The organism is Rubrimonas sp., assembly GCF_036788415.1.
In the GTDB taxonomy this organism is placed as follows: domain Bacteria; phylum Pseudomonadota; class Alphaproteobacteria; order Rhodobacterales; family Rhodobacteraceae; genus Rubrimonas.
In genome coordinates this window covers 1-25,615 of sequence record NZ_DAIQNN010000003.1, presented here as the reverse complement: position 1 = coordinate 25,615, position 25,615 = coordinate 1, and the positions used below count along the sequence as shown (strand labels likewise).

The 25,615-nt window shown below is 69.2% G+C and carries 26 protein-coding genes and 1 tRNA gene; 23 read left to right on the top strand and 4 right to left on the bottom strand.

All coding sequences use genetic code 11. The annotated features are described in order from the left end of the window. Positions 1-3: 3 nt before the first annotated feature. From rho to hemE, 3 genes are all read right to left on the bottom strand, one after another. Positions 4-1,275 (bottom strand): transcription termination factor Rho, encoded by a 1,272-nt coding sequence (gene rho / locus V7Q31_RS01415; RefSeq protein ID WP_333831877.1) that lies wholly within the window; start codon positions 1,273-1,275, stop codon positions 4-6. A 147-nt stretch (positions 1,276-1,422) separates the two neighbouring features. Next, on the bottom strand, positions 1,423-1,860 hold the full coding sequence (gene hemJ, locus V7Q31_RS01410; protein WP_333831876.1) for a protoporphyrinogen oxidase HemJ: 438 nt from the start codon (positions 1,858-1,860) through the stop codon (positions 1,423-1,425). Further along, entirely contained in the window at positions 1,857-2,906 is a 1,050-nt protein-coding gene (hemE, locus tag V7Q31_RS01405; RefSeq protein WP_333831875.1) for a uroporphyrinogen decarboxylase, read from the bottom strand. Before hemE ends, hemJ begins: the two co-directional genes overlap by 4 nt. A gap of 316 nt (positions 2,907-3,222) precedes the next feature. On the opposite strand from hemE, the gene V7Q31_RS01400 reads away from it, so the two are divergent. The 7 genes from V7Q31_RS01400 (at position 3,223) to V7Q31_RS01370 (ending at position 10,500) form a co-directional block, all read left to right on the top strand. Next, entirely contained in the window at positions 3,223-4,056 is an 834-nt protein-coding gene (locus V7Q31_RS01400; protein ID WP_333831874.1) for a pyruvate, water dikinase regulatory protein, read from the top strand. After that, a complete protein-coding gene (locus V7Q31_RS01395; protein WP_333831873.1) occupies positions 4,053-4,652 on the top strand; it encodes a Maf family protein in 600 nt (199 codons plus the stop codon). Before V7Q31_RS01400 ends, V7Q31_RS01395 begins: the two co-directional genes overlap by 4 nt. Beyond that, positions 4,649-5,479: a shikimate dehydrogenase gene (locus V7Q31_RS01390; RefSeq protein WP_333831872.1), complete on the top strand. Its 831-nt coding sequence runs from the start codon at positions 4,649-4,651 to the stop codon at positions 5,477-5,479. The genes V7Q31_RS01395 and V7Q31_RS01390 overlap by 4 nt, the downstream gene beginning before the upstream one ends. Then, positions 5,476-6,090 carry a dephospho-CoA kinase gene (gene coaE / locus V7Q31_RS01385; RefSeq protein ID WP_333831871.1) on the top strand — a complete coding sequence of 205 codons (615 nt, stop codon included), beginning with the start codon at positions 5,476-5,478 and terminating at the stop codon, positions 6,088-6,090. The genes V7Q31_RS01390 and coaE overlap by 4 nt, the downstream gene beginning before the upstream one ends. Then, entirely contained in the window at positions 6,087-6,782 is a 696-nt protein-coding gene (dnaQ, locus tag V7Q31_RS01380; RefSeq protein ID WP_333831870.1) for a DNA polymerase III subunit epsilon, read from the top strand. The genes coaE and dnaQ overlap by 4 nt, the downstream gene beginning before the upstream one ends. A 69-nt stretch (positions 6,783-6,851) precedes the next feature. After that, on the top strand, positions 6,852-8,024 hold the full coding sequence (locus V7Q31_RS01375; protein WP_333831869.1) for an acetyl-CoA acetyltransferase: 1,173 nt from the start codon (positions 6,852-6,854) through the stop codon (positions 8,022-8,024). Positions 8,025-8,031: 7 nt separating this feature from the next. Beyond that, a complete protein-coding gene (locus V7Q31_RS01370; protein WP_333831868.1) occupies positions 8,032-10,500 on the top strand; it encodes an acyl-CoA synthetase in 2,469 nt (822 codons plus the stop codon). Between the two features lie 160 nt (positions 10,501-10,660). On the opposite strand, the gene V7Q31_RS01365 is transcribed toward V7Q31_RS01370, so the two are convergent. Then, a complete protein-coding gene (locus V7Q31_RS01365) occupies positions 10,661-11,044 on the bottom strand; it encodes a DUF6476 family protein (protein WP_333831867.1) in 384 nt (127 codons plus the stop codon). Between the two features lie 79 nt (positions 11,045-11,123). Between V7Q31_RS01365 and V7Q31_RS01360 the strand changes: the two genes are divergently transcribed. The 16 genes from V7Q31_RS01360 to rpoB form a co-directional block, all read left to right on the top strand. After that, positions 11,124-12,095, top strand: a complete 972-nt coding sequence (locus V7Q31_RS01360; RefSeq protein ID WP_333831957.1) for an RluA family pseudouridine synthase — start codon at positions 11,124-11,126, stop codon at positions 12,093-12,095. A gap of 78 nt (positions 12,096-12,173) precedes the next feature. Next, entirely contained in the window at positions 12,174-13,073 is a 900-nt protein-coding gene (gene rpoH / locus V7Q31_RS01355) for an RNA polymerase sigma factor RpoH (RefSeq protein WP_333831866.1), read from the top strand. Positions 13,074-13,185: 112 nt separating this feature from the next. After that, positions 13,186-13,992, top strand: a complete 807-nt coding sequence (gene phnC, locus V7Q31_RS01350) for a phosphonate ABC transporter ATP-binding protein (RefSeq protein WP_333831956.1) — start codon at positions 13,186-13,188, stop codon at positions 13,990-13,992. Between the two features lie 65 nt (positions 13,993-14,057). Further along, entirely contained in the window at positions 14,058-14,954 is an 897-nt protein-coding gene (gene phnD / locus V7Q31_RS01345; RefSeq protein WP_333831865.1) for a phosphonate ABC transporter substrate-binding protein, read from the top strand. A 79-nt stretch (positions 14,955-15,033) separates the two neighbouring features. Next, positions 15,034-15,909, top strand: coding sequence for a phosphonate ABC transporter, permease protein PhnE (gene phnE, locus V7Q31_RS01340; protein ID WP_333831864.1), 876 nt, complete (start codon positions 15,034-15,036; stop codon positions 15,907-15,909). A 3-nt stretch (positions 15,910-15,912) separates the two neighbouring features. Then, positions 15,913-17,256, top strand: a complete 1,344-nt coding sequence (gene phnE, locus V7Q31_RS01335) for a phosphonate ABC transporter, permease protein PhnE (protein WP_333831863.1) — start codon at positions 15,913-15,915, stop codon at positions 17,254-17,256. A 57-nt stretch (positions 17,257-17,313) separates the two neighbouring features. Then, positions 17,314-18,570 carry a patatin-like phospholipase family protein gene (locus tag V7Q31_RS01330; protein WP_333831862.1) on the top strand — a complete coding sequence of 419 codons (1,257 nt, stop codon included), beginning with the start codon at positions 17,314-17,316 and terminating at the stop codon, positions 18,568-18,570. Then, positions 18,570-18,968 (top strand): metallopeptidase family protein, encoded by a 399-nt coding sequence (locus V7Q31_RS01325; RefSeq protein ID WP_333831861.1) that lies wholly within the window; start codon positions 18,570-18,572, stop codon positions 18,966-18,968. The genes V7Q31_RS01330 and V7Q31_RS01325 overlap by 1 nt, the downstream gene beginning before the upstream one ends. A gap of 54 nt (positions 18,969-19,022) precedes the next feature. Next, positions 19,023-19,098 (top strand) — tRNA-Trp (locus V7Q31_RS01320). A gap of 31 nt (positions 19,099-19,129) precedes the next feature. After that, entirely contained in the window at positions 19,130-19,327 is a 198-nt protein-coding gene (gene secE, locus V7Q31_RS01315; protein ID WP_333831860.1) for a preprotein translocase subunit SecE, read from the top strand. Positions 19,328-19,489: 162 nt separating this feature from the next. After that, positions 19,490-20,023: a transcription termination/antitermination protein NusG gene (gene nusG, locus V7Q31_RS01310; RefSeq protein WP_333831859.1), complete on the top strand. Its 534-nt coding sequence runs from the start codon at positions 19,490-19,492 to the stop codon at positions 20,021-20,023. 102 nt (positions 20,024-20,125) lie between these two features. Then, positions 20,126-20,554: a 50S ribosomal protein L11 gene (rplK, locus tag V7Q31_RS01305; RefSeq protein ID WP_333831858.1), complete on the top strand. Its 429-nt coding sequence runs from the start codon at positions 20,126-20,128 to the stop codon at positions 20,552-20,554. Beyond that, positions 20,554-21,270 (top strand): 50S ribosomal protein L1, encoded by a 717-nt coding sequence (rplA, locus tag V7Q31_RS01300; protein ID WP_333831857.1) that lies wholly within the window; start codon positions 20,554-20,556, stop codon positions 21,268-21,270. Before rplK ends, rplA begins: the two co-directional genes overlap by 1 nt. Positions 21,271-21,545: 275 nt before the next feature. Continuing rightward, complete coding sequence (gene rplJ / locus V7Q31_RS01295) at positions 21,546-22,061, top strand: 50S ribosomal protein L10 (protein ID WP_333831856.1); 516 nt, start codon at positions 21,546-21,548, stop codon at positions 22,059-22,061. 80 nt (positions 22,062-22,141) lie between these two features. Next, positions 22,142-22,528, top strand: coding sequence for a 50S ribosomal protein L7/L12 (gene rplL, locus V7Q31_RS01290; protein ID WP_333831855.1), 387 nt, complete (start codon positions 22,142-22,144; stop codon positions 22,526-22,528). Positions 22,529-22,776: 248 nt separating this feature from the next. Then, positions 22,777-25,615: DNA-directed RNA polymerase subunit beta (gene rpoB, locus V7Q31_RS01285; RefSeq protein WP_333831854.1), on the top strand; the 2,839-nt coding region annotated here is incomplete at its 3' end.

Below are 25,615 nucleotides of genomic sequence, written 5' to 3'. Positions count from 1 at the left end.
GACTCAGGTATTCATCGAATCGAAGAATTCGCGATTGGACTTGGTCTGCTTGAGTTTTCCGAGAAGGAACTCGATCGCATCGGTCGTGCCCATCGGATTCAGGATGCGCCGCAGCACGAACATCTTCGTGAGGTCCGCCTTGGTGACAAGCAACTCTTCCTTGCGCGTCCCGGACTTCAGGATGTCGATGGCGGGGAAGACGCGCTTGTCCGCGATCTTGCGGTCGAGCACCAGTTCGGAATTGCCCGTGCCCTTGAACTCTTCGAAGATCACCTCGTCCATCCGGCTGCCCGTGTCGATCAGCGCAGTGGCGATGATGGTCAGCGAACCGCCTTCCTCGATGTTGCGCGCCGCGCCGAAGAAGCGCTTTGGCCGCTGCAGCGCGTTGGCGTCGACGCCGCCCGTCAGCACTTTGCCCGAAGAGGGCACGACAGTGTTGTAGGCGCGTCCGAGTCGGGTGATCGAGTCGAGCAGGATCACGACGTCGCGGCCATGTTCGACCAACCGCTTCGCCTTCTCGATCACCATCTCCGAGACGGCGACATGCCGCGTCGCGGGCTCGTCGAAGGTCGAGGACACCACCTCGCCTTTCACCGACCGCTGCATGTCGGTGACTTCCTCCGGCCGCTCGTCGATCAGCAGCACGATCAGGTAGCACTCGGGATGATTGCGCTCGATCGAGTGTGCGATGTTCTGCAGCAGGACCGTCTTGCCCGTGCGCGGCGGCGCCACGATCAGCGCCCGCTGCCCCTTGCCGAAAGGCGCCACCAGATCGATGATTCGAGACGACCGATCTTTCAGCGCCGGATCGTCCACCTCCATGGTGAAACGCTCATCTGGATAGAGCGGCGTCAGGTTGTCGAAATGCACCTTGTGGCGGGCGGCCTCCGGATTCTCGAAGTTGATCGCGCTCACCTTGACCAGGGCGAAATAGCGTTCGCCATCCTTCGGCGCCCGGATCAGCCCATCGACCGTATCGCCAGTCCGAAGCGCAAACCGTCTGATCTGCGACGGAGAGACGTAGATATCATCAGGTCCAGGAAGATAATTTGCTTCCGGAGACCGCAGAAATCCGAATCCATCCTGCAATACTTCCAAGACCCCCCCGCCTTGGATCTCGACATTTCTTTCCGCCAATTCTTTCAATATAGCGAAAAGCATATCCTGCTTCCGCATCGAGCTGGCGTTCTCCACCTCAAGTTCTTCTGCAAACATCAGAAGATCAGTGGGTGACTTCGCCTTGAGCTCGGAGAGCTTCAGCTGGGTGATGTCCATGAACATTTCCGAAGGAAAATCCGCGCGGCGAGGAAATGTCGGCGCAGCGGATGACGGGAGGAGAGGCGTTCGGAAGGCATTCCGCACCTTAGCGACGCACTTACGCTTGGCGCCACGGGTTTGTCAAACCGTAAAGCAGTCTCGCCGTCAGAACGGTTTGACGACGACCATGATGATCACGCCGATAAAGAGCAGCGTCGGGGCCTCGTTGGCCCAGCGATAGAAGCGCCCGCGGCGTCGATTGCCGTCGCGGGCGAACTCCGCCGCCCAGCGCTCCATGGCCAGATGCGCGCCGGTCATCAACACCAGAAGCAGCAGCTTCACATGCATCCAGCCGTCGCTCGCCCAGTCAACGACGCCGAGCCAGAACGCGAGGTAAAGCCCCGTGGCCCATGTCGCGATCGCCGCAGGCGCCATGATGAAACGCAACAGCTTGCGCTCCATGATCTTGAAGGTTTCCGACATCTCCGAGCCCGGCGCCGCGCGTTCGGCGTGATAGACGAAAAGCCGGGGAAGATAGAACAGCCCCGCCATCCAGCTCGCCCAGGCCATCAGATGAACGGCGATCGCCCACTCATAGCTCATCGCCCCGCCTCGCCCCGCACCACCTGGACAAGCCGCGCGACGTTGTCCGGGTCGGCGTCCGGCGTGATCCCATGGCCGAGATTGAAGATGAACGGCCCGGCTCCGAGCGCGTCGAGCACCGCCTCAGCCGCCGCGTCGAGCTCCTCCCCCCCGCGCACCAGAAGCGCCGGATCGAGATTTCCCTGCACGGCCACATGCGGCTGCAAATGGTCCCGCGCCCAGGCTGCAGGCGTCTCGGAGTCGATGGCGACGCCCTCCGCCATCACCGCCTTCGCGAAAGCCTCGTAGCGCGCCCCGGCGCCCCGCGGAAAGGCGATGATCGGAACGCCGGGCCGCGTCCGCGCGAGCCGCGACCGGATCTCGCGCGCCGGCTCCTGAATCCAGGCCTCGAACGCCGCCGCGTCGTCGACGAGCGCCCCGGCCCAGCTGTCGAACAGCTTGACCACCTGCGCGCCGGCGTCGATCTGCGCTTCGAGATAGGCGGTCGTGGCGTCGATCAACCGTCCCATCAGCGCCGCGAAGACGTCGGGAGCTTCGCGCATCAGCGCTTTCGCGCCGGCCTGCTCATCCTTGCCGCGCCCGGCGATCATGTAGGTCGCCACGGTCCAGGGCGCGCCGGCGAAGCCGATCAACGCAGTCTCCTCAGGCAACGCGGCCCGTAGACGGCGCACGGTCTCATAGACGGGCGCCAGATGGGCGTGCATCGCCGCGTCGTCCGCCAGCGCGGCGACATCGGCGGCCGTGGTCAATGGCTCCAGCCGTGGGCCTTCGCCTTCGGCGAACCACAGCTTGCGCCCCAGCCCATGCGGAACGAGCAGGATGTCGGCGAACAGGATCGCCGCATCGAAGCCGTAGCGCCGGATCGGCTGCAGCGTCACTTCCGTGGCCAATGCGGGCGAATAGCACAGGTCGAGGAAAGACCCCGCTTCGGCGCGGGTCGCGCGGTATTCGGGAAGGTAGCGCCCCGCCTGCCGCATCAGCCAGATCGGCGGGCGCGGCAAGGTTTCGCCGCGCAGGGCTCTCAGCAGGGTGGGATGGCTCGGCATGGGGCGTTTCCAGACAGGTAAAGAGTCTCTTAAGGATGATTTAGACCAGTAGGCCTGTGGGAAGCGGGGATTAGCACGGCGCGCCGGCGGTTCACAGAGTTGCGCACAGCCTTGCGACCCTGCGGCGCGGCGGTCGGCCCGCGCGCCTGACGTTCCATCCCCGCAATCCCCATCCGAGCGGCGGTTCCCGCCCCCAGAAGCGCAGATCCCCCTGTCGTCAACCGGCCTGCGTCGAACCCGCTGGTCTTTCCCCGGCGTCCCCGCTATCCACAGCCGCAGACGACGTCCGCTCGAGTTTCGGCGCCGGAGCCGCCCCGTGGCCCATCGCGAAATCCTCCATCTCGTCTCCGACGCCACCGGCGACACGGTCAGCGCCGCCGCGACCGCCGCGCTCGCGCGCTTCGACGCGCTGGAGCCGGAGCGGCGCCTCCATGTGTTCGTCCGCAAACTCGCCGATCTCGACGCCGTTCTCGACGACATCGACCGCGCGCCGGGGCCGATCATCTTCACGGTCGTCGATCCCGCCATCGCCGCGCGCTTGAGCGCGTTCGCCGAAGCGCGCGGGCTGGAGGCGGTCAATCTGCTCGATCCGCTGACCCAGGCGCTGCGCCGCTGCTTCGGGCGCTCGCAGATCGACGTTCCGGGCGCGCAATACGATACGGGCGAAGCCTATCTGCGCCGGATCGCCGCCATCGACTTCGCCATGCGCAACGACGACGGGGCCGCCGGCGAGCGCTTCTCCGCAGCCGACGTGATCCTCGCCGGCGTCAGTCGCACGTCCAAGACGCCCACATGCATCTATCTCGCCTGTCGCGGCGTAAAGGCCGCCAATCTGCCGCTCGTGCCGGGGCTCGAACCGCCGCCCGCCTTCGAGGCGGCGCGCAGGCGCGGCGTTCCGCTGATCGGGTTGACGATCAGCCCCAGCCGCCTCGTCCAGATCCGCGCCGAGCGTCTGCAGAGCATCGGCGGGCCCGCCCGCGCCGATTACGCCGATCTCGACGCGGTGCGCGCCGAGATTGCGGAGGCGCGGCTTTTCTTCGCGCGCTGCGCCGCGCCAGTGGTCGACGTCACCCGCCGCTCCATCGAGGAGACCGCGGCGGCTGTCATGGCGATCCTGCGCGCCGCGTCGCGCGGACGGAGCGCCGAGTGACGGCGACGCTGATCCTCGCCTCGGCCTCTCCCGCCCGCGCCGGCATGCTGGCGGCCGCCGGCGTGACGATCGAGGCCCGCCCCGCCCGGGTCGACGAGGCGAGCCTTCGCGACGCCATGGCCGCCGAAGGCGCCGCCTCGCGCGACATCGCCGACGCGCTGGCGGAGATGAAGGCGCTGCGCGTCAGCGCCCGCGCGCCGGGCGCGCTCGTCCTCGGCGCCGACCAGGTGCTCGATCTCGACGGCGTCCGCTTCGACAAGCCGCGCGACCGCTCCGAGGCGCGCGCCCAGCTCGCGCGTCTGCGCGGCGCGACCCACACGCTGGTCAGCGCCGCGGTGATCGCGCGCGACGGCGCGCCGCTCTGGCGCGCCGTCGGGCTCGCGCGGCTGACCATGCGCCCCTTCTCCGACGCCTGTCTCGACGCCTATCTCGACGCGATCGGCGACGACGTGCTGTCCACTGTCGGCGGCTACCGCATCGAAGGCCTCGGCGCGCAGCTCTTCGCCCGCGTCGAGGGCGACCATTTCACCATTCTCGGCTTGCCGCTCCTCGAAGTTCTGGAGTGTCTGCGCGCCCAGGGGGTTCTCGCGCGATGAGCGCGCCGCCGCCCGTCGCCGGCGTGATCGGCTGGCCGATCGGCCATTCCCGCTCGCCCGCGCTGCATGGCCACTGGCTGCGCCGTTACGGGCTGCCGGGCTGGTACGTTCCGCTCGCCGTCGCGCCCGGCGCTCTGCCGCAAGCGCTTGCCGGGCTGCGCGCTCTGGGGTTCAGCGGCGCGAACGTCACTCTGCCCCATAAGGAGGAGGCGCTGGCGCTCGCCGATGTCGCGACGCCCCGCGCCCGCCGCATCGGAGCGGCCAACACGCTCGTCCTGCGCGACGGCGCGCTGGAGGCCGACAACACCGACGGCTTCGGCTTTCTGGAGAACCTCCGCGCCGGCGCCTCCGGCTGGCGCGCCGACGCCGGCCCAGCGCTCGTGCTCGGCGCGGGCGGCGCCGCGCGCGCCGTCGTCGCGGCGCTGATCGACGCCGGCGCGCCTTCGGTCCGCCTCGTCAACCGCACGCGCGCCCGCGCCGATGCGCTCGCCGATGCGCTCGGCGGTCCGGTCGAGACGCTGGACTGGGCGCAGGCGGCGGCGGCGGTCGACGGCGCGGCGCTTCTCGTCAACACCACAAGTCTCGGCATGCAGGGCCAGCCGCCGCTTGAGCTGTCGCTCGCCGCCGCAGCTCCCCACGCGCTCGCGACCGACATCGTCTACGCGCCGCTCGTCACGCCCTTCCTCGCCGAAGCCGCCGCATGCGGGCTTCGCACTGTGGACGGGCTGGGGATGCTGCTCCATCAGGCCCGCCCCGGCTTCGAAGCGTGGTTCGGCCGCGCCCCGGAAGTCGATGCGGCGCTGCGCCAGGCGGTGCTGTCGGCATGATCGCGCTCGGCCTCACGGGCTCAATCGGCATGGGCAAGTCGACCACTGCGCGGATGTTCGCCGCGGAGGGCGCGCGCGTCTGGGACGCCGACGAAGCCGTGCGCCGGCTCTATGCGCGCGGCGGCCCCGCCGTCCCCGCCGTCTCCGCGCTCGCCCCCGGCGCGATCCGCGACGGCGCCGTGGACCGCGACGCCCTCCGCGCGGCCATCCTCGCCGACCCTGCGCTGCTGCCCCGCATCGAAGCCGCGGTCCACCCGCTGGTCGAGCAGGACCGCTCGGCCTTTCTCGTCGCCGCCCGCGCCGACGAGGCGGAGATGGCGCTCTGCGACATCCCTCTGCTGTTCGAGACCGGCGCCCAGACCGCCTTCGACGCCGTCGTCGTCGCGAGCGCGCCGCCAGAAGTCCAGCGCGCCCGCGTGCTGGCGCGCGAGGGGATGACGCCGGCGGCGTTCGCGGCAATTCTCGCGCGCCAGACGCCCGACGCCGAGAAACGCGCCCGCGCCGATTTCGTCATCGACACCGGCGCAGGGTTCGAGACGGCGCGCGCGCAGGTCCGCGACGTGGTCGCGGAGCTGCGCGGCGGCTGGAAGCGCAGCACGGAGGCCGGATGACCCGCGAGATCGCCCTCGACACCGAAACCACCGGCCTCGACCCGGCCGACGGCCACCGCATCGTCGAGATCGGCGCAGTCGAGCTGGTCAACCACGTGCCCACGCGGCGCGTATTCCATGTCTACCTCAACCCCGAGCGCGACATGCCGCCCGAGGCCGAGGCAGTGCATGGCCTCAGCGCCGCCTTCCTCTCGGACAAGCCCCTCTTCGCCGAGATCGCCGCCGAATTCGAGGCTTTCGTCGCCGAGGCCCGGTTGGTGATCCACAACGCCGCCTTCGACATGAAGTTCCTCAACGCCGAGCGCGCGCGCCTCGGCCAGCCGGTCTGGCCGATGAGCCGCGCCTTCGACACGGTGGCGCTCGCCCGGAGGAAGTTTCCGGGCTCCCCCGCCAGCCTCGATGCGCTCTGCCGTCGTTTCGGCGTCGACAACTCCGCTCGCGAGAAGCACGGCGCGCTGCTCGACGCCGAACTGCTCGCGGAGGTATATCTTGAGCTGATCGGCGGCCGTCAGCCCGATTTCGGCCTGTCCGTCGCGACCGGAGACAGCGCGTCCGCTGCGTCCGGCGCTTATGTCCCGCCGCCGCGCCCGCGTCCGCTGGCGCCGCTGCTCACCGACACGGAAGCCGAAGCGCATGCCGCCTTCGTCGCCTCTCTCGGCTCCGACGCCCTTTGGCTGCGCCGCGACAGTTGACGCCCCGCCCCGCCGCGCGGTTCTGTGGCGGCGGACGCGGCGCAGACCGCGACATGGAGGACACATGTGATGCCGCATGGCGCCGCGATCGTGGGCTGGGCCCACACGCCCTTTGGAAAGCTCGACGCGCCCGATGTCGAAGCGCTGATCGGCATGGTCGCGCAGGAGGCGCTCGACCATGCGGGCCTCTGCCCTAACGACATCGACTATGCGACCGTCGGCGTGCTCAACAACGGCTTCTCCAAGCAGGGCTTCGAGGCGGGGCTGCTCTCCGTCGCCCTGCCGGCGCTGGCCCATGCGCCGGCCATGCATGTCGAGAACGCCTGCGCCACCGGCTCCGCCGCGCTCCACGCAGCCCTCGACGCCATCGAGAGCGGCCGCGCCCGCACCGCCCTCGCGATCGGCGCCGAGAAGATGACCGCCACGCCCACTGCTGAAGTCGGCGACATCCTGCTCTCCGCCAGCTACCGCCGCGAGGAGGACGCGGTGGAGGGCGGCTTCGCCGGCATCTTCGGGAAGCTGGCCGCCAGCTATTTCCAGCGTCACGGCGACCGCAGCGCCGAACTCGCCCGCATCGCGGCCAAGAACCACGCCAACGGCGCCGCCAACCCGCTCGCCCATGTCCGCCGCGACCTCGGCTTCGCCTTCTGCAACGCGGTGTCCGAGAAGAACCCGCTGGTGGCCGGCCCCCTGCGCCGCACCGACTGCTCGATGATCTCCGACGGCGCCGCCGCCATCGTGCTGGCGGACGCCGAGACGGCGCAGCGCCTGTCGCGCGCCGTCGCCTTCCGGGCCCGCGTCCAGCGCAACGACGCGATGCCGATGTCGCGTCGCGACCCGCTCGCTTTCGAGGGCGCCCGGCAGGCCTGGGCCCGCGCGCTCGACGGCGCCGGAATCGGCCTCGACGATCTCGACCTCGTGGAGAGCCACGACTGCTTCACCATCGCCGAGATGATCGAATACGAGGCGATGGGCCTCACCGCTCCCGGCGAAGGCTGGCGGGCCGTGCGCGAGGGCTGGACCGAGAAGGGCGGCCGCCTGCCGGTCAACCCTTCGGGCGGCCTCAAGGCCAAGGGCCACCCCATCGGCGCGACGGGCGTCTCCATGCATGTGATGGCGGCGATGCAGCTGATGGGCGAGGCCGAGGGGATGCAGATCCCCGCCGCGCGGCTCGCAGGCGTGTTCAACATGGGCGGCGTCGCCGTCGCCAATTACGTCTCGATCCTCGAACGCGTGAAATGACCGCCCGATGACCGCCGCCGCTTTCGCCGGCCCCGGCGCCGTAGCGCGCCCGAGTTGGCGCGTGATGAACCTCTCCGGCCTGCTGACTCAGACCGCCCGCCGCCTGCCTGACGACCTCGCCCTCGTCCATGGCGAGCTGCGGATGAGCTGGGCCGAACTGGAGGCGCAGGTCGTCTCCCTGGCCGCCGGTCTGCGCGCGCTCGGCCTGAAGCCCGGCGAGCGGGTGCTGGTGCATTCGAAGAACTGCGCGGAGATGGCCGTCGCCATGTTCGCGACCTTTCGCGCCGGCGGGGTTTACGCGCCGACCAATTTCCGCCTGACGCCCGGCGAGGTCGTCTATCTCGCGCAGATGTCGGATGCGCGGATCTTCCTCTGTCACGCAGACTTCCCCGCCCATGCCGAAGCCGTGCGCGCTGATGCGCCGGGCCTCGCGAATGTCCTTCGCATCGGCTCTGCAGGCGAGGACGGGCTCGACGTCCTCATCGCCCGCCATCGCGGCGAGCCCGCGCCGCCCGCCCCAGTTTCCTATGACGACCCCTGCTGGTTCTTCTTCACCTCCGGCACCACCGGGCGCAGCAAGGCCGCGACCCTCACGCACGGCCAGATGGCCTTCATCGTGACCAACCACCTCGCCGACCTGATGCCGGGTCTGACCGAGGCCGACGCCTCGCTCGTCATCGCGCCTCTCAGCCATGGCGCGGGCGTGCACATGCTCTCCCAGGTCGCGCGCGGCGCCGTCTCGGTCCTGCCGATCTCCGAGCGCTTCGACGTCGCCGAGATCTGGCGGCTGATCGCCGAATGGCGCGTCTCCAACATGTTCACCGTGCCAACCATCCTGAAGATGCTGGTCGAGGACCCAGCCGCCGAGACCGCCGCCGAGACCGCCGACGCCTCCTCGCTGCGCCATGTGATCTACGCCGGCGCGCCGATGTATCGCGCCGACCAGCAGCGCATCCTGCGCCGGCTCGGGCGCGTGATCGTGCAGTATTTCGGCCTCGGCGAAGTCACCGGCTGCATCACCGTGCTGCCGCCGCGCCTGCACGACCCCGAGGACGGCCCGGCCGCCCATGTCGGCAGTTGCGGCATCCCTCGCACCGGCGTCGAGATCTCGATCCAGTCCGAGGACGGGCGCGCGCTCGGGCCCGACGAGACCGGCGAGATCTGCGTGATCGGCCCCGCCGTGTTCGCCGGCTACCACGACAACCCCGAGGCCAACGCCAAGTCCTTCCGCGACGGCTGGTTCCGCACCGGCGATCTCGGCCACATGGACGCCGCGGGCTTCCTGCACATCACCGGCCGCGCTTCGGACATGTTCATCTCCGGCGGCTCCAACATCTATCCGCTTGAGATCGAGGAGCGCATCCTCGCCCATCCCGACATCGTCGAAGCCGCCGTGCTCGGCGTCCCCGACCCCAAATGGGGCGAGATCGGCGTGGCCGTCTGCGTGGCCCGCCCCGGCGCGGTCGTGACCGAGGACGCCCTGCGCGCCTGGCTCGACGGCCGGATCGCCCGCTACAAGATCCCCGCCCGCGTCCATTTCTGGGAGGCGCTGCCGAAATCTGGCTACGGCAAGATGCCCAAGCGCATGATCCGCGACGAGATGGCGGCGCGCGGCCTGCTCCCCGACGCCTGGGCGATGCGCAGCGTCCGCCAGCCCGGCCCCGCGCCCGCCGAGCGCGTCGCGGCCTGTGCGGTCGCGACGGCGCCGCTGCGGTTGACGTTTCCCGCCGGCGCTTCGCTCTGCGACGCACTGGCCGAGGCGCTGGCGGCGCGGGGGTTCGAGGGCGCCGCGCTGCGCTTCGCAGCCGGCGCGCTGGGTCCTTTCGCCTATGTGACCCCCGCCCTGTCGCCGGAAGCCGTGCACGCCGCCTTCTACAGCCCGACCCTGCGCCCCGAGACGCCGGCCCGCCTCCTCGCCGGCGCGCTGACGGCGGGGTGGAAGGCGGGCGCTCCTTTCTTCCATGCGCACGCCTTGTGGACAGACGCCGAGGGTCGTCGCGCCTGCGGCCATATTTTGCCCGAAGAGACCCGCCTCGCTGCGCCGACGACGCTCGAAGGCGTCGGGTTCCGCGGCGCGCGCTTCGAGGCGCGCCCCGACCCCGAAACCGGCTTCGCCCTTTTCACGCCCGTCCCGAGCGCGCCGCCCGAGCGGACCGACGCGCTCGCACTGCGTCTGCGCCCCAATCAGGACCTGATCGGCGCGCTCGAGGCGCTGTGCGCCGCGCAGGGCTGGGCGCGCGCGCGCCTGCATGGCGGCGTCGGCAGCGTGATCGGCGCACGCTTCGCCGGCGGGCGGGGCGACACCGACGCCTTCGCAACCGAACTCCTGCTCACTCGCGCCGAGATCGACCCGCGCGGCGAAAGCCATGTCGAGGGCGCGCTGGTCGATCTGGAAGGCGCCATCGCCTCCGGGCGGTTGCTGCGCGGGGAGAACCCCATCCTGATGACGCTCGAAGCCGTGCTGGCCCCAGCTTGACGCGGAAACCGGGCCGCGCTCGGAGCGCGAGTCGAGCTGACGGAAACGTTCGAAAAATTTTTTTGGCGATGTCTGCGTTTGGCGTTGGTCATGCGGCGATGATGGCGCGCTGAGGGTCCTGTCCGCGCCGCCATGCGATGAACCGTGTCCGCCAGACGGCTCACTCCCGCTCGATGCGCACGGCGCGCAGCTGCGCTCCGCTCACCGCGTCGAACACGCGCAGCCGCTCGCGGCCCTTCGCGTCCATGGTGGCGATCATCAGCGCGCCGCCCGACGCGCCGAGCGCGGTGATCGTCTCGTCGCGCGGCAGCCCCAGCCGCGCCGCCTGAAGAGCGGCGGGATAGAAGGCGGCGGGGGCCGGGGCGGGCGGCGGGGAGGCGAGGCGGATGACAAGCACCGTCGCGACCGCTAGGACCCCGACGATGAGCACGCCGGTCAGCGCCATCACCATGATCCGCAGCGCCTTCAGCCGCATCGGCTCGGGCGCTTCGACCTTCTTGGCGTCATCGTCCTCGTCGTCGAACATTCCGTGGTGAGGCTGCATGGCCGACGCTCCCGAGCCGGAGGACGATGACGACGACGGCGACGCGGGAGCCGGAGCCGGGTTCCCCGCCCCGGCGCCGATGCGCCTCGTCGCCCTGCGCGCGGGCCGGCTCGACGCCGCGCTCAGTCCCGAAGGGATCAGCCGCTCGCGCCTCGCGGCGTTGATCCTCGCAGGGGCGTTAACCGACGAAAGTGAAAATCTCGTCACGAATCCGGCTCTTAAAGTCAAGCCGGGGGCGAGTTTCACGCTGCGCCCCCCGGCCCCTGTCCCGGCGGCCCCCGCGCCCGAGGCGATCGCGCTGTCGGTCGCGCACGAGGACGCGCATCTGATCGTCGTGGACAAGCCGGCGGGGATGGTCGTCCACCCCGCGCCGGGCGCGACGCGCGGCACGCTGGTCGCTGCGCTGCTGCACCATTGCGGCGCCTCGCTGTCGGGGGTTGGGGGCGTCGCGCGCCCGGGAATCGTGCACCGCATCGACAAGGACACGTCGGGGCTGCTCGTCGTCGCGAAAACCGACGCGGCCCATGCCGGCCTCGCCGTGCAATTCGCCGCCCACGACCTCGAACGCAGCTATCTCGCCGTCGTGTGGGGCGCGCCCGACCGCGCCGAGCCGCGACTGGCCGGGCTGAAAGGGGTCAGCTTCGAGCCGGAAGGCTGGATCCGCGTCGAGGCCGCGATCGCGCGCCACCGCGCCGACCGGAAGCGCATGGCTGTGGTCGCGGGCGGGAGGCGCGCCGTCACCCGGCTGCGGGTGGAGGAGCGCTTCGGCCCGGCGGAGCGCCCGGTCGCGTCGCTGATCCGCTGCCGGCTGGAGACCGGGCGCACGCACCAGATCCGCGTGCATCTGACGGCGCTGGGCCACCCTCTCGTGGGCGATCCGGTCTATGGCCGCCCGCGCCCCGCGCCGGCCTGCGCGCGCGACTTCCCCCGGCAGGCGCTGCACGCGGCCACGCTCGGGTTCGTCCACCCCGCCACCGGCGCGCCGGTCCGCTGCGAGAGCCCGGTTCCCGACGACATGGCGGCGCTGCTCGCCTGTCTGCGCGCCCTTTGAACCGCCCTGTTCCGGTCGCATTTTTTGGTGATAAACTCGCAACTGTCGCCGGAAGGCGCGCAACGGGGGACATCGCCGATGACCTACGCCAATCTGCCGGCGCCCTCGCCGGAGCAGGGCCTCAGCCGCTATCTCTCCGAGATCCGCAAGTTCCCGATGCTGGAGCCGGACGAGGAGTACATGCTCGCCAAGGCCTGGGCAGATCATGGCGACACCGACGCCGCGCACCGCATGGTGACCTCGCATCTGCGCCTCGCGGCGAAGATCGCGATGGGCTATCGCGGCTACGGGCTGCCGGTCGCCGAGGTGATCTCCGAGGCCAATGTCGGGCTGATGCAGGCGGTCAAGCGCTTCGACCCCGAAAAGGGATTCCGGCTCGCCACCTATGCGATGTGGTGGATCCGCGCCTCGATCCAGGAATATATCCTGCGCTCTTGGAGCCTCGTGAAGATGGGCACAACGGCGGCGCAGAAGAAGCTCTTCTTCAACCTGCGCAAGGCCAAGAACCGCATCGGCGCGCTGGAGGAGGGCGATCTGCGCCCCGAGAATCTCGAACGCATCGCCCGCGATCTGGGCGTCGCGCCCGAGGAAGTCGTGTCGATGAACCGCCGGATGGGCGGCGGCGGCGACGCCTCGCTCAACGCGCCGCTCTCGGCGGACGGCGAGGGCGCGGCGGAGTGGCAGGACTGGCTGACCGACGACGACGCCGACCACGCCGCCGACTACGCCGAACAGCAAGAGCTCTCGCAGCGCCGCGAGATGCTGATCGAGGCGATGGCGGGGCTGAACGAGCGCGAGCGCCACATTCTGACCGAGCGCAAGCTGAAGGACGAGCCGGTGACGCTGGAGCAGCTCTCCGAAGTCTATGGCGTCAGCCGCGAGCGCATCCGCCAGATCGAGGCCCGCGCCTTCGAGAAGCTTCAGCGCCGGATGCGCGAGCTCGCCATCGAGCAGGGCATGGTGCGCGAAGTCGCCTGACCGTCGGGCGCGCTCGCCGCTTCCCGAACTTGCGCAAACCGAAACGGAACTGTCGCAAAACTGTCAACGCGTCGGAATAGTGTTCCCGCGGCGAAGGGGGACCCCATCCGTGCTGATGCAGTTCAACGGGCTTGAGAAGCGCTTCGGAAACTCCGTTGCGGTGCGCGGCTTCAGCGCGCGATTCGACCGCCCGCAGATGGTCGGCGTGATCGGCCGCTCCGGCGCCGGCAAGTCCACGCTGCTGCGCATGGTCAACCGTCTGACGGACGCCAGCGGCGGCCAGCTGCTTGTGGACGGCGCGGACGTGCTGTCCCTGCGCGGGGCCGCGCTGCGGCGCTGGCGACGCGACTGCGCGATGATCTTCCAGCAGTTCAACCTCGTGCCGCGCCTCGACGTCATCACCAATGTGATGCTCGGTCGGCTCAACGGCCGCTCGACGCTCGCCACCATGTTCAACGTCTTTCCGCCGCAGGACGTGACCGACGGGCTCGCCGCCCTCGACCGTCTGGGGATCGTCGAGCAGGCCGCCAAGCGCGCCGAAGCGCTTTCGGGGGGCCAGCAGCAGCGCGTCGCGATCGCGCGGGCGCTGATGCAGGACCCCAAGGTGATCCTCGCCGACGAGCCGATCGCCTCGCTCGACCCGCTCAACGCCAAGCTGGTGATGGACGCGCTGCGCGAGATCCACGAGCGCGACCGCCGCATGGTGATCTGCAACCTGCACACTCTCGACACCGCGCGGGAGTATTGCGACCGCGTGATAGGCATGCGCGCCGGCGAGATCGTCTTCGACGGAACCGCCGCCGAACTGACCCCCGCCGCCGCGCGCGACATCTACGGCGCCGGCGACGAGTTCAACGAAGCCGCGACCTCGACCAGCCTGCGCCCCGTAGCGCCGCTGGTCGCCGCCGCCGCGACCTGACGCCCCGTTTCCCGACAGCCCCGCTCCGGCGCGCCGCGTCCGGAGGAACCCGAGGAGAGACCCGCATGAAGCTCACCCTGATCGCCGCCGCCGTCGCGGCAATCGCCGGCGCCGCCTCCGCGCAGGAGATCACCGAATTCCGCGTCGGCATTCTCGGCGGCGAGAACGCCTCCGACCGCCTCCGCTCCAACGAGTGCATCCGCGTGCAGCTCGAAGAGCTTCTCGGCGTGCCGACCAAGGTGTTCGCCCCGGCGGACTACAACGGCGTGATCGAGGGCATCCTCGGCGGCAACATCGACATGGCATGGCTTGGGCCGTCGGCTTACGCCAAGGTCTATCTCACCGACCCCGAAGCGGCCGAGCCGGTTCTGGTCAAGGTGAATGTCGACGGCTCCTTCGGCTATCACGCCATCGCCTTCGCGCGCGCCGACAGCGGCATCACCTCCTTCGAGGACATGAAGGGCAAGGTGTTCGCCCTCGGCGACCCCAACTCCACTTCCGGCTACCTGATCCCGGCTTACGAGCTGAACAAGGCCGGCTATTCGACGAAACCGGGCGAATACTTCTCCGACGTGGTGTCCTCGGGCGGGCATGAGCAGTCGATCGTCGGCGTCTACAACGGCGACTTCCCGGCGAGCGTGACCTGGGCCGACGGCCTCGGCGAGTGGGAAGACGGCTACAACTCGGGCGCCCTGCGCAAGGCCGCCGACGCCGGTCTCGTCGACATGACCCAGCTCGTCGAGATCTGGAAGTCGCCGGTGATCGTCGAAGGCCCGATCGTGCTGCGCAAGTCGCTGCCCGAGCGCGTCAAGATCGACGTGACGGGCCATCTCGCCTCGCTTGGCTTCATGGACCCCGAATGCGCCTACACCTTCATGGCGGGCGAAGTGAAGGGCCTCAAGCCGATCAACCACGCCGCCTACGAGAACATCATCGAAGTGCGCCGCGCCGCCGGCAACTGAGCCGCGACGCACGCCATCTTGCGGCCCCGCCCCTGCGGCGGGGCCGTTCCCATGAAAGGCCGCCCCGGATGATCGCGCCATGACCGCCGCCGTATTCGACATGCGCGAACAGCTCCTCGCCGACCGGCGGCGCCGCCAGCTTTACACCGCCGCCACGCTGGCGATCGTCGTCGCGATCCTCGTTTCCGGCTACTCCGAGGCCAACAGCCTGAATTCCGGCGGCTTCCTGCGCGGGCTGGCGCTGTTCTTCGATTATCCCTCGCAGATCGTGCAGGAGGCATGGGAGGCCGGCCTGTCCGGCATGGCCGCCCTCATGTGGCGATACCTTCCGGCGCTGATCGAGACGCTCAACATCGCCTTCGTCGCGACCATTCTGGGCGGTCTGCTGGCGATGGTCCTGTCGCTGTCGAGCACGCGAAATCTCGACGTCTGGCCGCCGCTGATCCCGGTCGTGCGGCGTGTCATGGACGTGATGCGCGCATTTCCCGAGCTGATCATCGCGCTGTTCCTGATCTTCATTCTCGGCGCGAGCCCGGTGCCCGCGATGATCGCGGTCGCGTTCCACACCTCGGGCGCGCTCGGCAAGTTGTTCTCGGAAGTCAACGAGAACATCGACATGAAGCCGGTCGAGGGCCTCAAGGCCGTGGGCGCGAGCTGGCTGCAGCGCGTGCGCTTCGGCGTGCTGCCGCAGGTGGCGCCCAACTATCTGAGCTATTTCCTGCTGCGGCTCGAGATCAACGTCCGCGCCTCGGCCATTCTCGGCTTCGTCGGCGCCGGCGGCATCGGGTCGGAGCTGGCGCGCACCATCGGCTGGGGCAAGGGGGCGGGCGACGAGACGGCGGCGCTGTTTCTGCTGCTGTTCGGCTCGATCGTCGCCATCGACCAGTTCTCCTCCTGGGCGCGGGCGCGGCTGACCACTGGCGAGGGCCTGCGCCTCGCCGCAGCGAGGGTCTGAGCCATGGCCGACGCAGCGCTGCCCATGTCCGTCGCACGTCACGCCGACGCCGTTCAGGCGGCGGTCCGCCGGCGCATGTGGCTCGCCATCGCCGCGCCGCTGCTGGTGCTGGCCTATCTCGCCTACACGTGGGTCGCCTTCGACGTCTCGGGCCTGATCGCCCGCGCCCAGCCGGAGCGCGCGGGGCTGCTCGCGCTCGACAGCATCGCCCACAAGGTCCATGTCGAGGAGAACCTGCGCCGCGGCGATCTGCGCGTCTCCATCGAGGGCGAGCGCACCGCGACTTACGCCGAAGGCGCTTTCCCCGACTGGGTGAGGCGCGAGGGCGACCGGCTCGACGTCGATCTGGGCGACGGCTACCGCGTGGAGATCGAAGGGCCGACCGCGCGCTTCGCCATTCCCGATTACGGCGTGATCGACATCCGCGTGACGGCGGACGGCGTCGAGGCCGACTATCCCGGCCCCGTCCCCGACTGGGTGAGCGGCAACGAGATCAAGTTCGACGCCCGCCCCACCACCGACCGCCGCCTGCAGGTGTCGCGCTCCAAGATCGAGGTGCACCGCTATTTCTGGGGCTGGGAGAATTTCTGGTTCGCCTTCGACCATCCGCTGCACGGCCGCAGCGCCGGGGAGATGTGGTCCTTCGTCACCGCCGAACCGCGGCTCGACCCGGCGCGCTCGAACCTGCGTTATGCCTGGGACGGCTGGCTGGCGAATCCCGACTGGCAGCATGGCGAAATTCTGGTCGCGCTGTTCGAGACGTTCCTGATGGCGGTGCTCGGCACGATCACGGCGGCTTTCGTCGCGCTGCCGCTGGCCTTTCTCGCCGCCTCGAACTTCACGCCCTTCGGCGCGCTGCGGTTCTTCGTGCGGCGGGTGTTCGACTTCCTGCGCGGGGTCGATTCGCTGATCTGGTCGCTGATCTTCATCCGCGCCTTCGGGCTGGGACCGCTGACCGGCTCGCTCGCCATCGCCTTCACCGACACGGGCAGCCTCGGCAAGCTGTTCTCCGAAGCGCTGGAGAATGTCGACGGCAGGCAGATCGAAGGGGTGGACAGCACCGGCGCCAACCGCGCGCAGATCTACCGCTTCGGGGTGATCCCGCAGATCCTGCCCGTGTTCCTGTCGCAGTCGCTCTACTACCTCGAATCGAACGTCCGCTCGGCTACGGTGATCGGGGCGCTGGGCGCCGGCGGCATCGGGCTGATGCTGGTCGAGACGATGCGCACGGCGCGCGACTGGGAGAACACGCTCTACATCATTCTGCTGATCGTCGTGCTGGTGATCGTGATGGACAGCCTGTCGGGCTGGCTGCGCGACCGGCTGATCCGGGGCGGGGCCGCCTGAGCGCTTGACCTCGGCGCGGCGGCGGGCATGAGTGCGGCGAACTGCCCCGGAGACCGCATGACACCCTTTCGCATCCTTTGCCTCTGCGCGGCCCTGGCCGTGTCCGCCTGCGAAAGCCTCGCGCCGATGCGGGTCGCGCCGACCGCCGAAGTCTATGCCCGGGCCGTCGTTCCGGGGCTTCCCGATGTGCGCGAGTGGGGCGACGAACTCGATGCGACCGCTGTCGAGGCGGGGCGCGCGCGGGTCGAGCGCGACCTGCGCGACGACTGGATCGCCGCCGGCCGTCCGCCCGAAGGACTCGAACGCAACATTCTCGCGCTTTCCGGCGGCGGGCCCGACGGCGCTTTCGCCGCCGGGCTGCTCAGCGGCTGGTCGCGCACGGGGACGCGCCCGGAATTCGACCTCGTCACCGGCGTAAGCGTCGGCGGTCTGATCGCGCCCTTCGCCTTTCTCGGCTCCGATCACGACTCGTCGCTGCGGATGATCTTCACCGAACTGGGGAGCGAGGACGTCGCGGTCCTTCAGCTCTTCGGCGTGCTGCGCGGCGCGCTCGGGGTCGCCAACACCCAGCCGCTGCGCGAAAGCATCCGCCGCCTGATCGACGAGCCCTTTCTCGATGCGGTGGCCCGCGAATACGCCAAGGGCCGGTCGCTGCTGATCGCCACGACCAATATCGACGCGGCTCGCCCGGTGATCTGGGACATGGGCGCCATTGCGGCCGCCGGCGAAGTCGGACTGTTTCACGACGTGATGCTCGCCTCGGCGTCGATCCCCGGCGCGTTCCCGCCGGTGGGGATCGAGGTCGAGGCGGATGGCGAGCGCTTCACCGAGTTCCATGTCGACGGCGGCGTGACGCGGTCGGTGTTCGTCGGCCCCAACGGCATCGAGAACGTGCTCGTGCGCACCCCGGGCTTCCCGGTGCGCCGCACCACCTATGTGATCCAGAACAACGGGCTCGCGCCGCTCTACCGCCCGGTCGACGCCCGGCTGGCCTCCATCGCGTCACGTTCGTTCAGCACGCTGATCCGCGCCCAGACCGAGGGAGACCTCGAACGGATCTACCGCGCGACATCGGCGGTCGGCTCGGACTTCCGGCTCATCTTCGTGCCGCCGGGCTTTCAGCCGGTCAACACCGCGACCTTCGACCGCGACTACATGCGGACGCTGTTCGACTTCGCCTATCAGGAGGCGCTCGACGGCATCGACTGGCTGACCGCGCCGCCCGAAATCCTCGGCCGCAGGCGTCTCGAGCGCGAATTGCGGGACTGGCCGGCCGCCCCGCCCGAGATCCTCGCCGCGGCTCGAGGGCAGTGATGCGCGACCTCGCAGCACCCTCCGCCGCCGACATCGACGCGCTGGCGCGGATGGCGTTCGCCGACATGCCCGAGGCGTTCCGCGCTCGCTGCCCCGACCTCGTGATCCGCGTCGAGGAACTGGCCGACGACGACACGCTCGACGAACTCGACATCGACGACCCGTTCGAGCTGACAGGGCTGTTCGACGGCGTCGCGCTCACCGAGCGCTCCGTCGACGACGTCGCGCCCGCGCCGAACGTCGTCACGCTCTACCGGCGCGCCATTCTCGACGAATGGGCCGAGCGCGGCGACGTCGCGCTCGGCGCGCTGGTGGCGCATGTGCTCGCGCATGAGATCGGGCACCATTTCGGCCTGAGCGACGACGACATCCGCGCGATCGACGACTGGACCGCCTGAGGCGGCGCCCCTTGACCGCGAGGGGGAGAGATTTTATGCGACGCGTGGCGCGCTAGGGGTGTAGCTCAGTTGGTAGAGCATCGGTCTCCAAAACCGAGGGCCGGGGGTTCGAGTCCCTCCGCCCCTGCCAGCGCCGCGACAGGCGAGAGAAGGAAGCGGCCATGGCGAGGGTGAGTCCCGCGCAGTTCATCCAACAGGTGCGCGCGGAGGCCTCCAAGGTCGTCTGGCCGCAGCGGCGCGAGACGCTGCTGACCACGGTGATGGTCTTCGTGATGGCGGCGGTTGCGGCGACGTTCTTCTTTCTCGTGGATCAGCTTCTGAGCCTCGGCATCGACGCGATCCTGAATCTCGGCGGCTGAGCCCGTCGCGGCGGGCGGGCGGATCGCGCGCGGGGTTGACGCATCCCCCACTGCGACGTTATGGAACCTGTCCGTTGTGAAAAGGGCGCGCGTGCCGAGTCGGCTGCGCGCCTGATCATTTTGGGGACGCCGGACAGGCGAGGGGCGGGGGCGAAACGCGGCATGGCGATGCGCTGGTACACGGTGAGCGTGCTCTCGAACTTCGAGAAGAAGGTCGCGCAGGCGATCCGCGAGGGCGCGCGCCAGAACAATCTCGAACCGCTGATCGAGGACATCCTCGTGCCGACCGAGGAAGTCGTCGAGATCCGCCGCGGCCAGAAGATCAACACCGAGCGCCGCTTCATGCCCGGCTACGTCCTGATCAAATGCGACCTCACCGACGAGGTCTATCACCTGATCAACAGCACCAACCGCGTCACCGGGTTCCTCGGGCCGCAGGGCAAGCCGATCCCGCTGCGCGATTCGGAAGTCGAGCGCATCATCGGGCAGGTGCAGGAAGGCGCGGAGCGACCGCGCCCGCAGATCACCTTCGAGATCGGCGAGACCGTCAAGGTCATCGACGGGCCCTTCGAGAGCTTCTCGGGCCAGGTCGAGGACGTCGACGAGGAGCACGCCCGCGTCAAGGTCGCCGTGTCGATCTTCGGGCGCGCGACGCCGGTCGAACTGGAGTACGCGCAGGTCGCCAAGGCCTCCTGAGCGCATCGCGTGGGAGGGGGAGGCGGCGCGCCGCCGAGCCCGGACCACGGCCACTGGAACGCCCGGGCGACGCGCGCCGCGGGCTGGCATGGAGAGTGACGAATGGCCAAGAAGGTCGTCGGGCAGCTGAAGCTGCAGGTGCCCGCGGGCAAGGCGAACCCCTCGCCGCCCATCGGGCCGGCGCTGGGTCAGCGCGGCATCAACATCATGGGCTTCTGCAAGGAGTTCAACGCCAAGACGCAGGAGATGGAGCCGGGCGCGCCGACGCCGGTCGTCATCACCTATTACGCCGACAAGTCTTTCACCTTCGAGATGAAGACGCCGCCGGCGTCGTATTTCCTCAAGAAGGCGGCGAAGCTGAAATCGGGATCCAAGACGCCAGGCAAGGGGACCGCCGGCACGGTTACCAAGGCGCAGGTGCGCGAGATCGCCGAAGCGAAGATGAAGGACCTCAACGCCAACAGCGTCGAGGCGGCCATGCAGATCATCCTGGGCTCGGCCCGGTCGATGGGGATCGAGGTGAAGGGCTGATGAGCAGGCCAGGCAAGCGCATCCGGGCCGCGCGTCAGGCCCGCCCCGAAGCCGCCCTCCCGCTGGAGAAGGCGATCGCCTTCGTTCAGGAGAAGGCCTCGGCCAAGTTCGACGAGACCGTCGAGGTGTCGCTCAATCTCGGCGTCGATCCGCGCCACGCCGACCAGATGGTCCGCGGCTCGGTCACGCTGCCCAACGGCACCGGCAAGACCGTGCGCGTCGGCGTGTTCGCCCGCGGCCCGAAGGCCGACGAGGCGCGCTCGGCGGGCGCGGACGTCGTCGGCGCCGAGGATCTGATGGAGATCGTGCAGGGTGGCAAGATCGAGTTCGACCGCTGCATCGCAACGCCCGACATGATGCCGATCGTCGGTCGTCTGGGCAAGATCCTCGGTCCGCGCGGGCTGATGCCGAACCCCAAGATCGGCACGGTGACGATGGACGTCAAAGGCGCCGTCGAGGCGGCCAAGGGCGGCCAGGTGACGTTCCGCGTCGAGAAGGCGGGCATCATCCACGCCGGCGTCGGCAAGGCCAGCTTCCCCGCCGACAAACTCGCCGAGAACATCCGCTCGATCGTCGACGCGGTGGCGAAGGCGAAGCCGACCGGGGCCAAGGGCACCTATCTCAAGAAGATCTCGCTCAGCTCGACCATGGGTCCGGGCGTCGAGGTCGACGTGGCCACCGCCACGGCGCCGCACGCCGCGCAGGCCGCCGAATGAGTTTCCCCGCGCCCGCCGGTCTCCGGGGGGCGCGGGACGCGGCGGCGGCCTCCGGGCCGTCGCCGTCCTGTCCGAGACGGCGGGCGGTCGTCATCCGACGGCCTTAATCCCCCGCCATAGACGGGGATCGAGCTGGATCAGCCAAGGGGCGCGCGCGCCCTCGGGCGGTCTTGGTCGGGAACCCGGACGGGACCCGAGGCGCCGCCGCCGGTGCGCCGGCTGCGGCATGACGAGCCGGCGGGGGGCGTTCCCCCGCCTTTGACTGGAGCAGGACTGTGGACAGAGCCCAAAAGGAACTTGTGGTCGAGGAACTCGGCCAAGTCTTTCAGGACTCTGGCGTCATCGTGGTCGCGGGCTACGCGGGCATCACGGTCGCTGAGATGACGGACCTTCGCAACCGGATGCGTGACGTCGGTGGCAAGGTGCGCGTCGCCAAGAACAGGCTCGCCAAGATCGCTCTCGAAGGGAAGCCCTGCGCAGGCATGGCCCCCCTTCTCAAGGGACAGACCGTTCTCGCCTATTCCGAGGACCCTGTCGCCGCCGCGAAGGTCGTCGAGGCCTACGCGAAGGTGAACGGCAAGTTCGTCGTTCTCGGCGGCGCCATGGGGAGCACCGTGCTCGACCCGGAAGGCGTGAAGGCGGTGGCGTCGATGCCGTCGCGCGAGGAGCTCATCGCTTCCGTCGTGGCCTGCATCGGCGCGCCCGCGTCCAACCTTGCGAGCGCGATCGGGGCGCCCGCCTCCGACATCGCCAGCATTCTCACCACGCTGGAGGAACGGGAGGCCGCCTGAGGCCGCAGCGATCCGTGGGCCGCGCAAGGCTTCGCCACGCGCCGGACCCATCACCCCTTATCTGAGACGGAACCGAAAAAATGGCTGATCTGAAGAAACTCGCCGAAGAGATCGTGAACCTCACGCTGCTCGAGGCCGCCGAACTGAAGAAGATCCTCAAGGACGACTACGGCATCGAGCCCGCCGCCGGCGGCGCGGTGATGATGGCCGGTCCGGTCGGCGGCGGCGCGGCCGCAGCCGAGGCCGAGGAGGAGAAGACCGAATTCGACGTGATCCTCGTCGACGCCGGCGAAAAGAAGATCAACGTGATCAAGGAAGTGCGCGTGATCACGGGTCTCGGCCTCAAGGAAGCCAAGGACCTCGTCGAGGCCGGCGGCAAGGCCGTGAAGGAGCAGGCTCCGAAGGCCGAGGCCGAGGAGATCAAGAAGAAGCTCGAAGAGGCCGGCGCCAAGGTCGAGCTGAAGTGAGCGGATGCGCCGTCGCGTTAACGGCGCGTTAACGATTTGCAGCCGGTTCTGCGGTTAACCAAGGGTTGATCGCAGGGCCGGCTCGCGTCGTCTCGGGGTCTCCGGCGCGGAGACCCCCGGTGGACGCGAGCATCCGGGACGCATGGCGAAAGGGCGCGCCATGCTTCGGCATTGGGTGGCGACCGTCCGACAGGGTCCAAGGCGCGCAGGCCCCGGCGCGCCGAGGACGGCAGGCTTCGAGGAAGAGCATGGCGCAGACGCATTCCGGCAGCAAACGCATTCGCAAGTTCTTCGGCAAGATCCGCGAAGTCGCGGAGATGCCGAACCTCATCGAGGTGCAGAAATCGAGCTACGACCTGTTCCTCAACAGCGGCGACGCCCCGGAGCCGACGAAGGGCGAAGGCATCCAGGGCGTCTTCCAGTCGGTGTTTCCGATCAGCGACTTCAACCAGACGGCGACGCTGGAGTTCGTGCGCTACGAGCTCGAGCCGCCGAAATACGACATCGAGGAATGCCAGCAGCGCGACATGACCTACGCCGCGCCGCTGAAGGTGACGCTGCGCCTGATCGTTTTCGAGGTCGACGAGGAAACCGGCGCCCGCTCGGTCAAGGACATCAAGGAGCAGGACGTCTACATGGGCGACATCCCGCTCATGACCGGCTACGGCACCTTCGTCGTCAACGGCACCGAGCGCGTGATCGTCAGCCAGATGCACCGCTCGCCCGGCGTGTTCTTCGACCATGACAAGGGCAAGACGCACAGCTCGGGCAAGCTGCTCTTCGCCTGCCGGATCATCCCCTATCGCGGCTCCTGGCTCGATTTCGAGTTCGACGCCAAGGACATCGTCTATGCGCGCATCGACCGCCGCCGCAAGCTGCCGGTCACGACGCTGCTCTACGCGCTCGGCCTCGACCAGGAGGCGATCTGCGACACGTTCTTCAATCGCGTGACCTATGCGCGCCATGGCGAGGGCTGGGCCGCGCCCTTCGACCCTGAACGTCTCAAGGGCCAGAAACCCGCCTTCGACCTCGTGGACGCGGCGACCGGCGAAGTCATCGCCAAGGCCGGCGACAAGCTTACGCCGCGCAAGCTCAAGAAGCTCGCCGATGACGGGGTGACGGCGACGCTCGAGCCCTTCGAGGCGATCTACGGCCGCTTCTGCGCCGTCGACATGATCGACGAGACCACCGGCTCGATCTGGATCGAGGCGGGCGACGAGCTCGACGAGAAGTCGGTACAGCTCTTGCTCGACAAGGGCGTGACCGAGATCCCGACGCTCGACATCGACCATGTGACGGTCGGCCCCTATGTCCGCACCACCATGGCCGCCGACAAGGCGCGCACCCGCGAGGACGCGCTGCTTGAGATCTACCGCGTGATGCGCCCCGGCGAGCCGCCGACGCTGGAGGCGGCGGACGTGCTCTTCCGCGAGCTGTTCTTCGACCCGGAGCGCTACGACCTCTCGGCGGTCGGCCGCGTCAAGATGAACATGCGCCTCGAACTCGACGCCCTCGACACCGAACGCACGCTGCGCAAGGAGGACATCATCGCCGTCGTCAAGGCGCTGGTCGATCTGCGCGACGGCCGCGGCGAGGTGGACGACATCGACCATCTCGGCAACCGCCGCGTCCGCTCGGTCGGCGAGCTGATGGAGAACCAGTACCGCGTCGGCCTGCTGCGCATGGAGCGCGCGATCAAGGAGCGCATGTCGTCGGTCGAGATCGACACGGTGATGCCGCAGGACCTGATCAACGCCAAGCCCGCGGCGGCGGCGGTGCGCGAGTTCTTCGGGTCGAGCCAGCTCAGCCAGTTCATGGACCAGACCAACCCGCTGTCGGAGGTCACGCACAAGCGCCGTCTCTCCGCGCTCGGGCCGGGCGGCCTGACGCGCGAGCGGGCGGGCTTCGAGGTGCGCGACGTGCACCCGACCCATTACGGCCGCATGTGCCCGATCGAGACGCCGGAAGGCCCGAACATCGGCCTGATCAACTCGCTGGCGTCATTCGCGCGGGTCAACAAGTACGGCTTCATCGAGACGCCCTATCGCAAGGTCGTCGAGGGCCGCGTGACCGACGAGGTGATCTATCTCTCGGCGACCGAGGAGATGCGCTACGTCATCGCCCAGGCCAACGCCGAGCTCGACGCCGAGGCGCGCTTCGTCAACGATCTCGTCAGCACCCGCAAGGGCGGCGAGTTCATGATGAACCCGCGCGAGCAGATCGACTTCATCGACGTCAGCCCCAAGCAGCTCGTCTCGGTCGCGGCGTCGCTGATCCCGTTCCTCGAGAACGACGACGCGAACCGCGCGCTGATGGGCTCGAACATGCAGCGTCAGGCGGTGCCGCTGGTCAAGGCCGAAGCCCCCTTCGTCGGCACGGGCATCGAGGAGATCGTGGCCCGCGACAGCGGCGCGGCGATCGCCGCGCGCCGCGGCGGCGTGGTCGATCAGGTCGACGCCATGCGCATCGTCGTGCGCGTCACCGACGATCTGGCGCCGGGCGATCCGGGGGTGGACATCTACCGGCTGCGCAAGTTCCAGCGCTCCAACCAGAACACCTGCATCAACCAGCGCCCGCTGGTGAAGGTGAACGATCTGGTGAACAAGGGCGACGTTCTGGCCGACGGCCCCAGCACCGATCTGGGCGAACTGGCTCTGGGCAAGAACGTGCTGGTCGCGTTCATGCCGTGGAACGGCTACAACTACGAGGACTCGATCCTGATCTCCGAGCGCATCGTCAAGGACGACGTGTTCACCTCGATCCACATCGAGGAATACGAGATCATGGCCCGCGACACCAAGCTCGGGCCGGAGGAGATCACCCGCGACATCCCCAATGTCGGCGAGGAAGCGCTGCGCAACCTCGACGAGGCGGGCATCGTCTATATCGGGGCCGAAGTGGGGCCCGGCGACATTCTCGTCGGCAAGATCACGCCAAAGGGCGAAAGCCCGATGACGCCGGAGGAGAAGCTGCTCCGCGCCATCTTCGGCGAGAAGGCCTCGGACGTGCGCGACACCTCGCTGCGCATGGCGCCCGGCGATTTCGGCACGGTCGTGGAAGTGCGCGTCTTCAACCGCCACGGCGTCG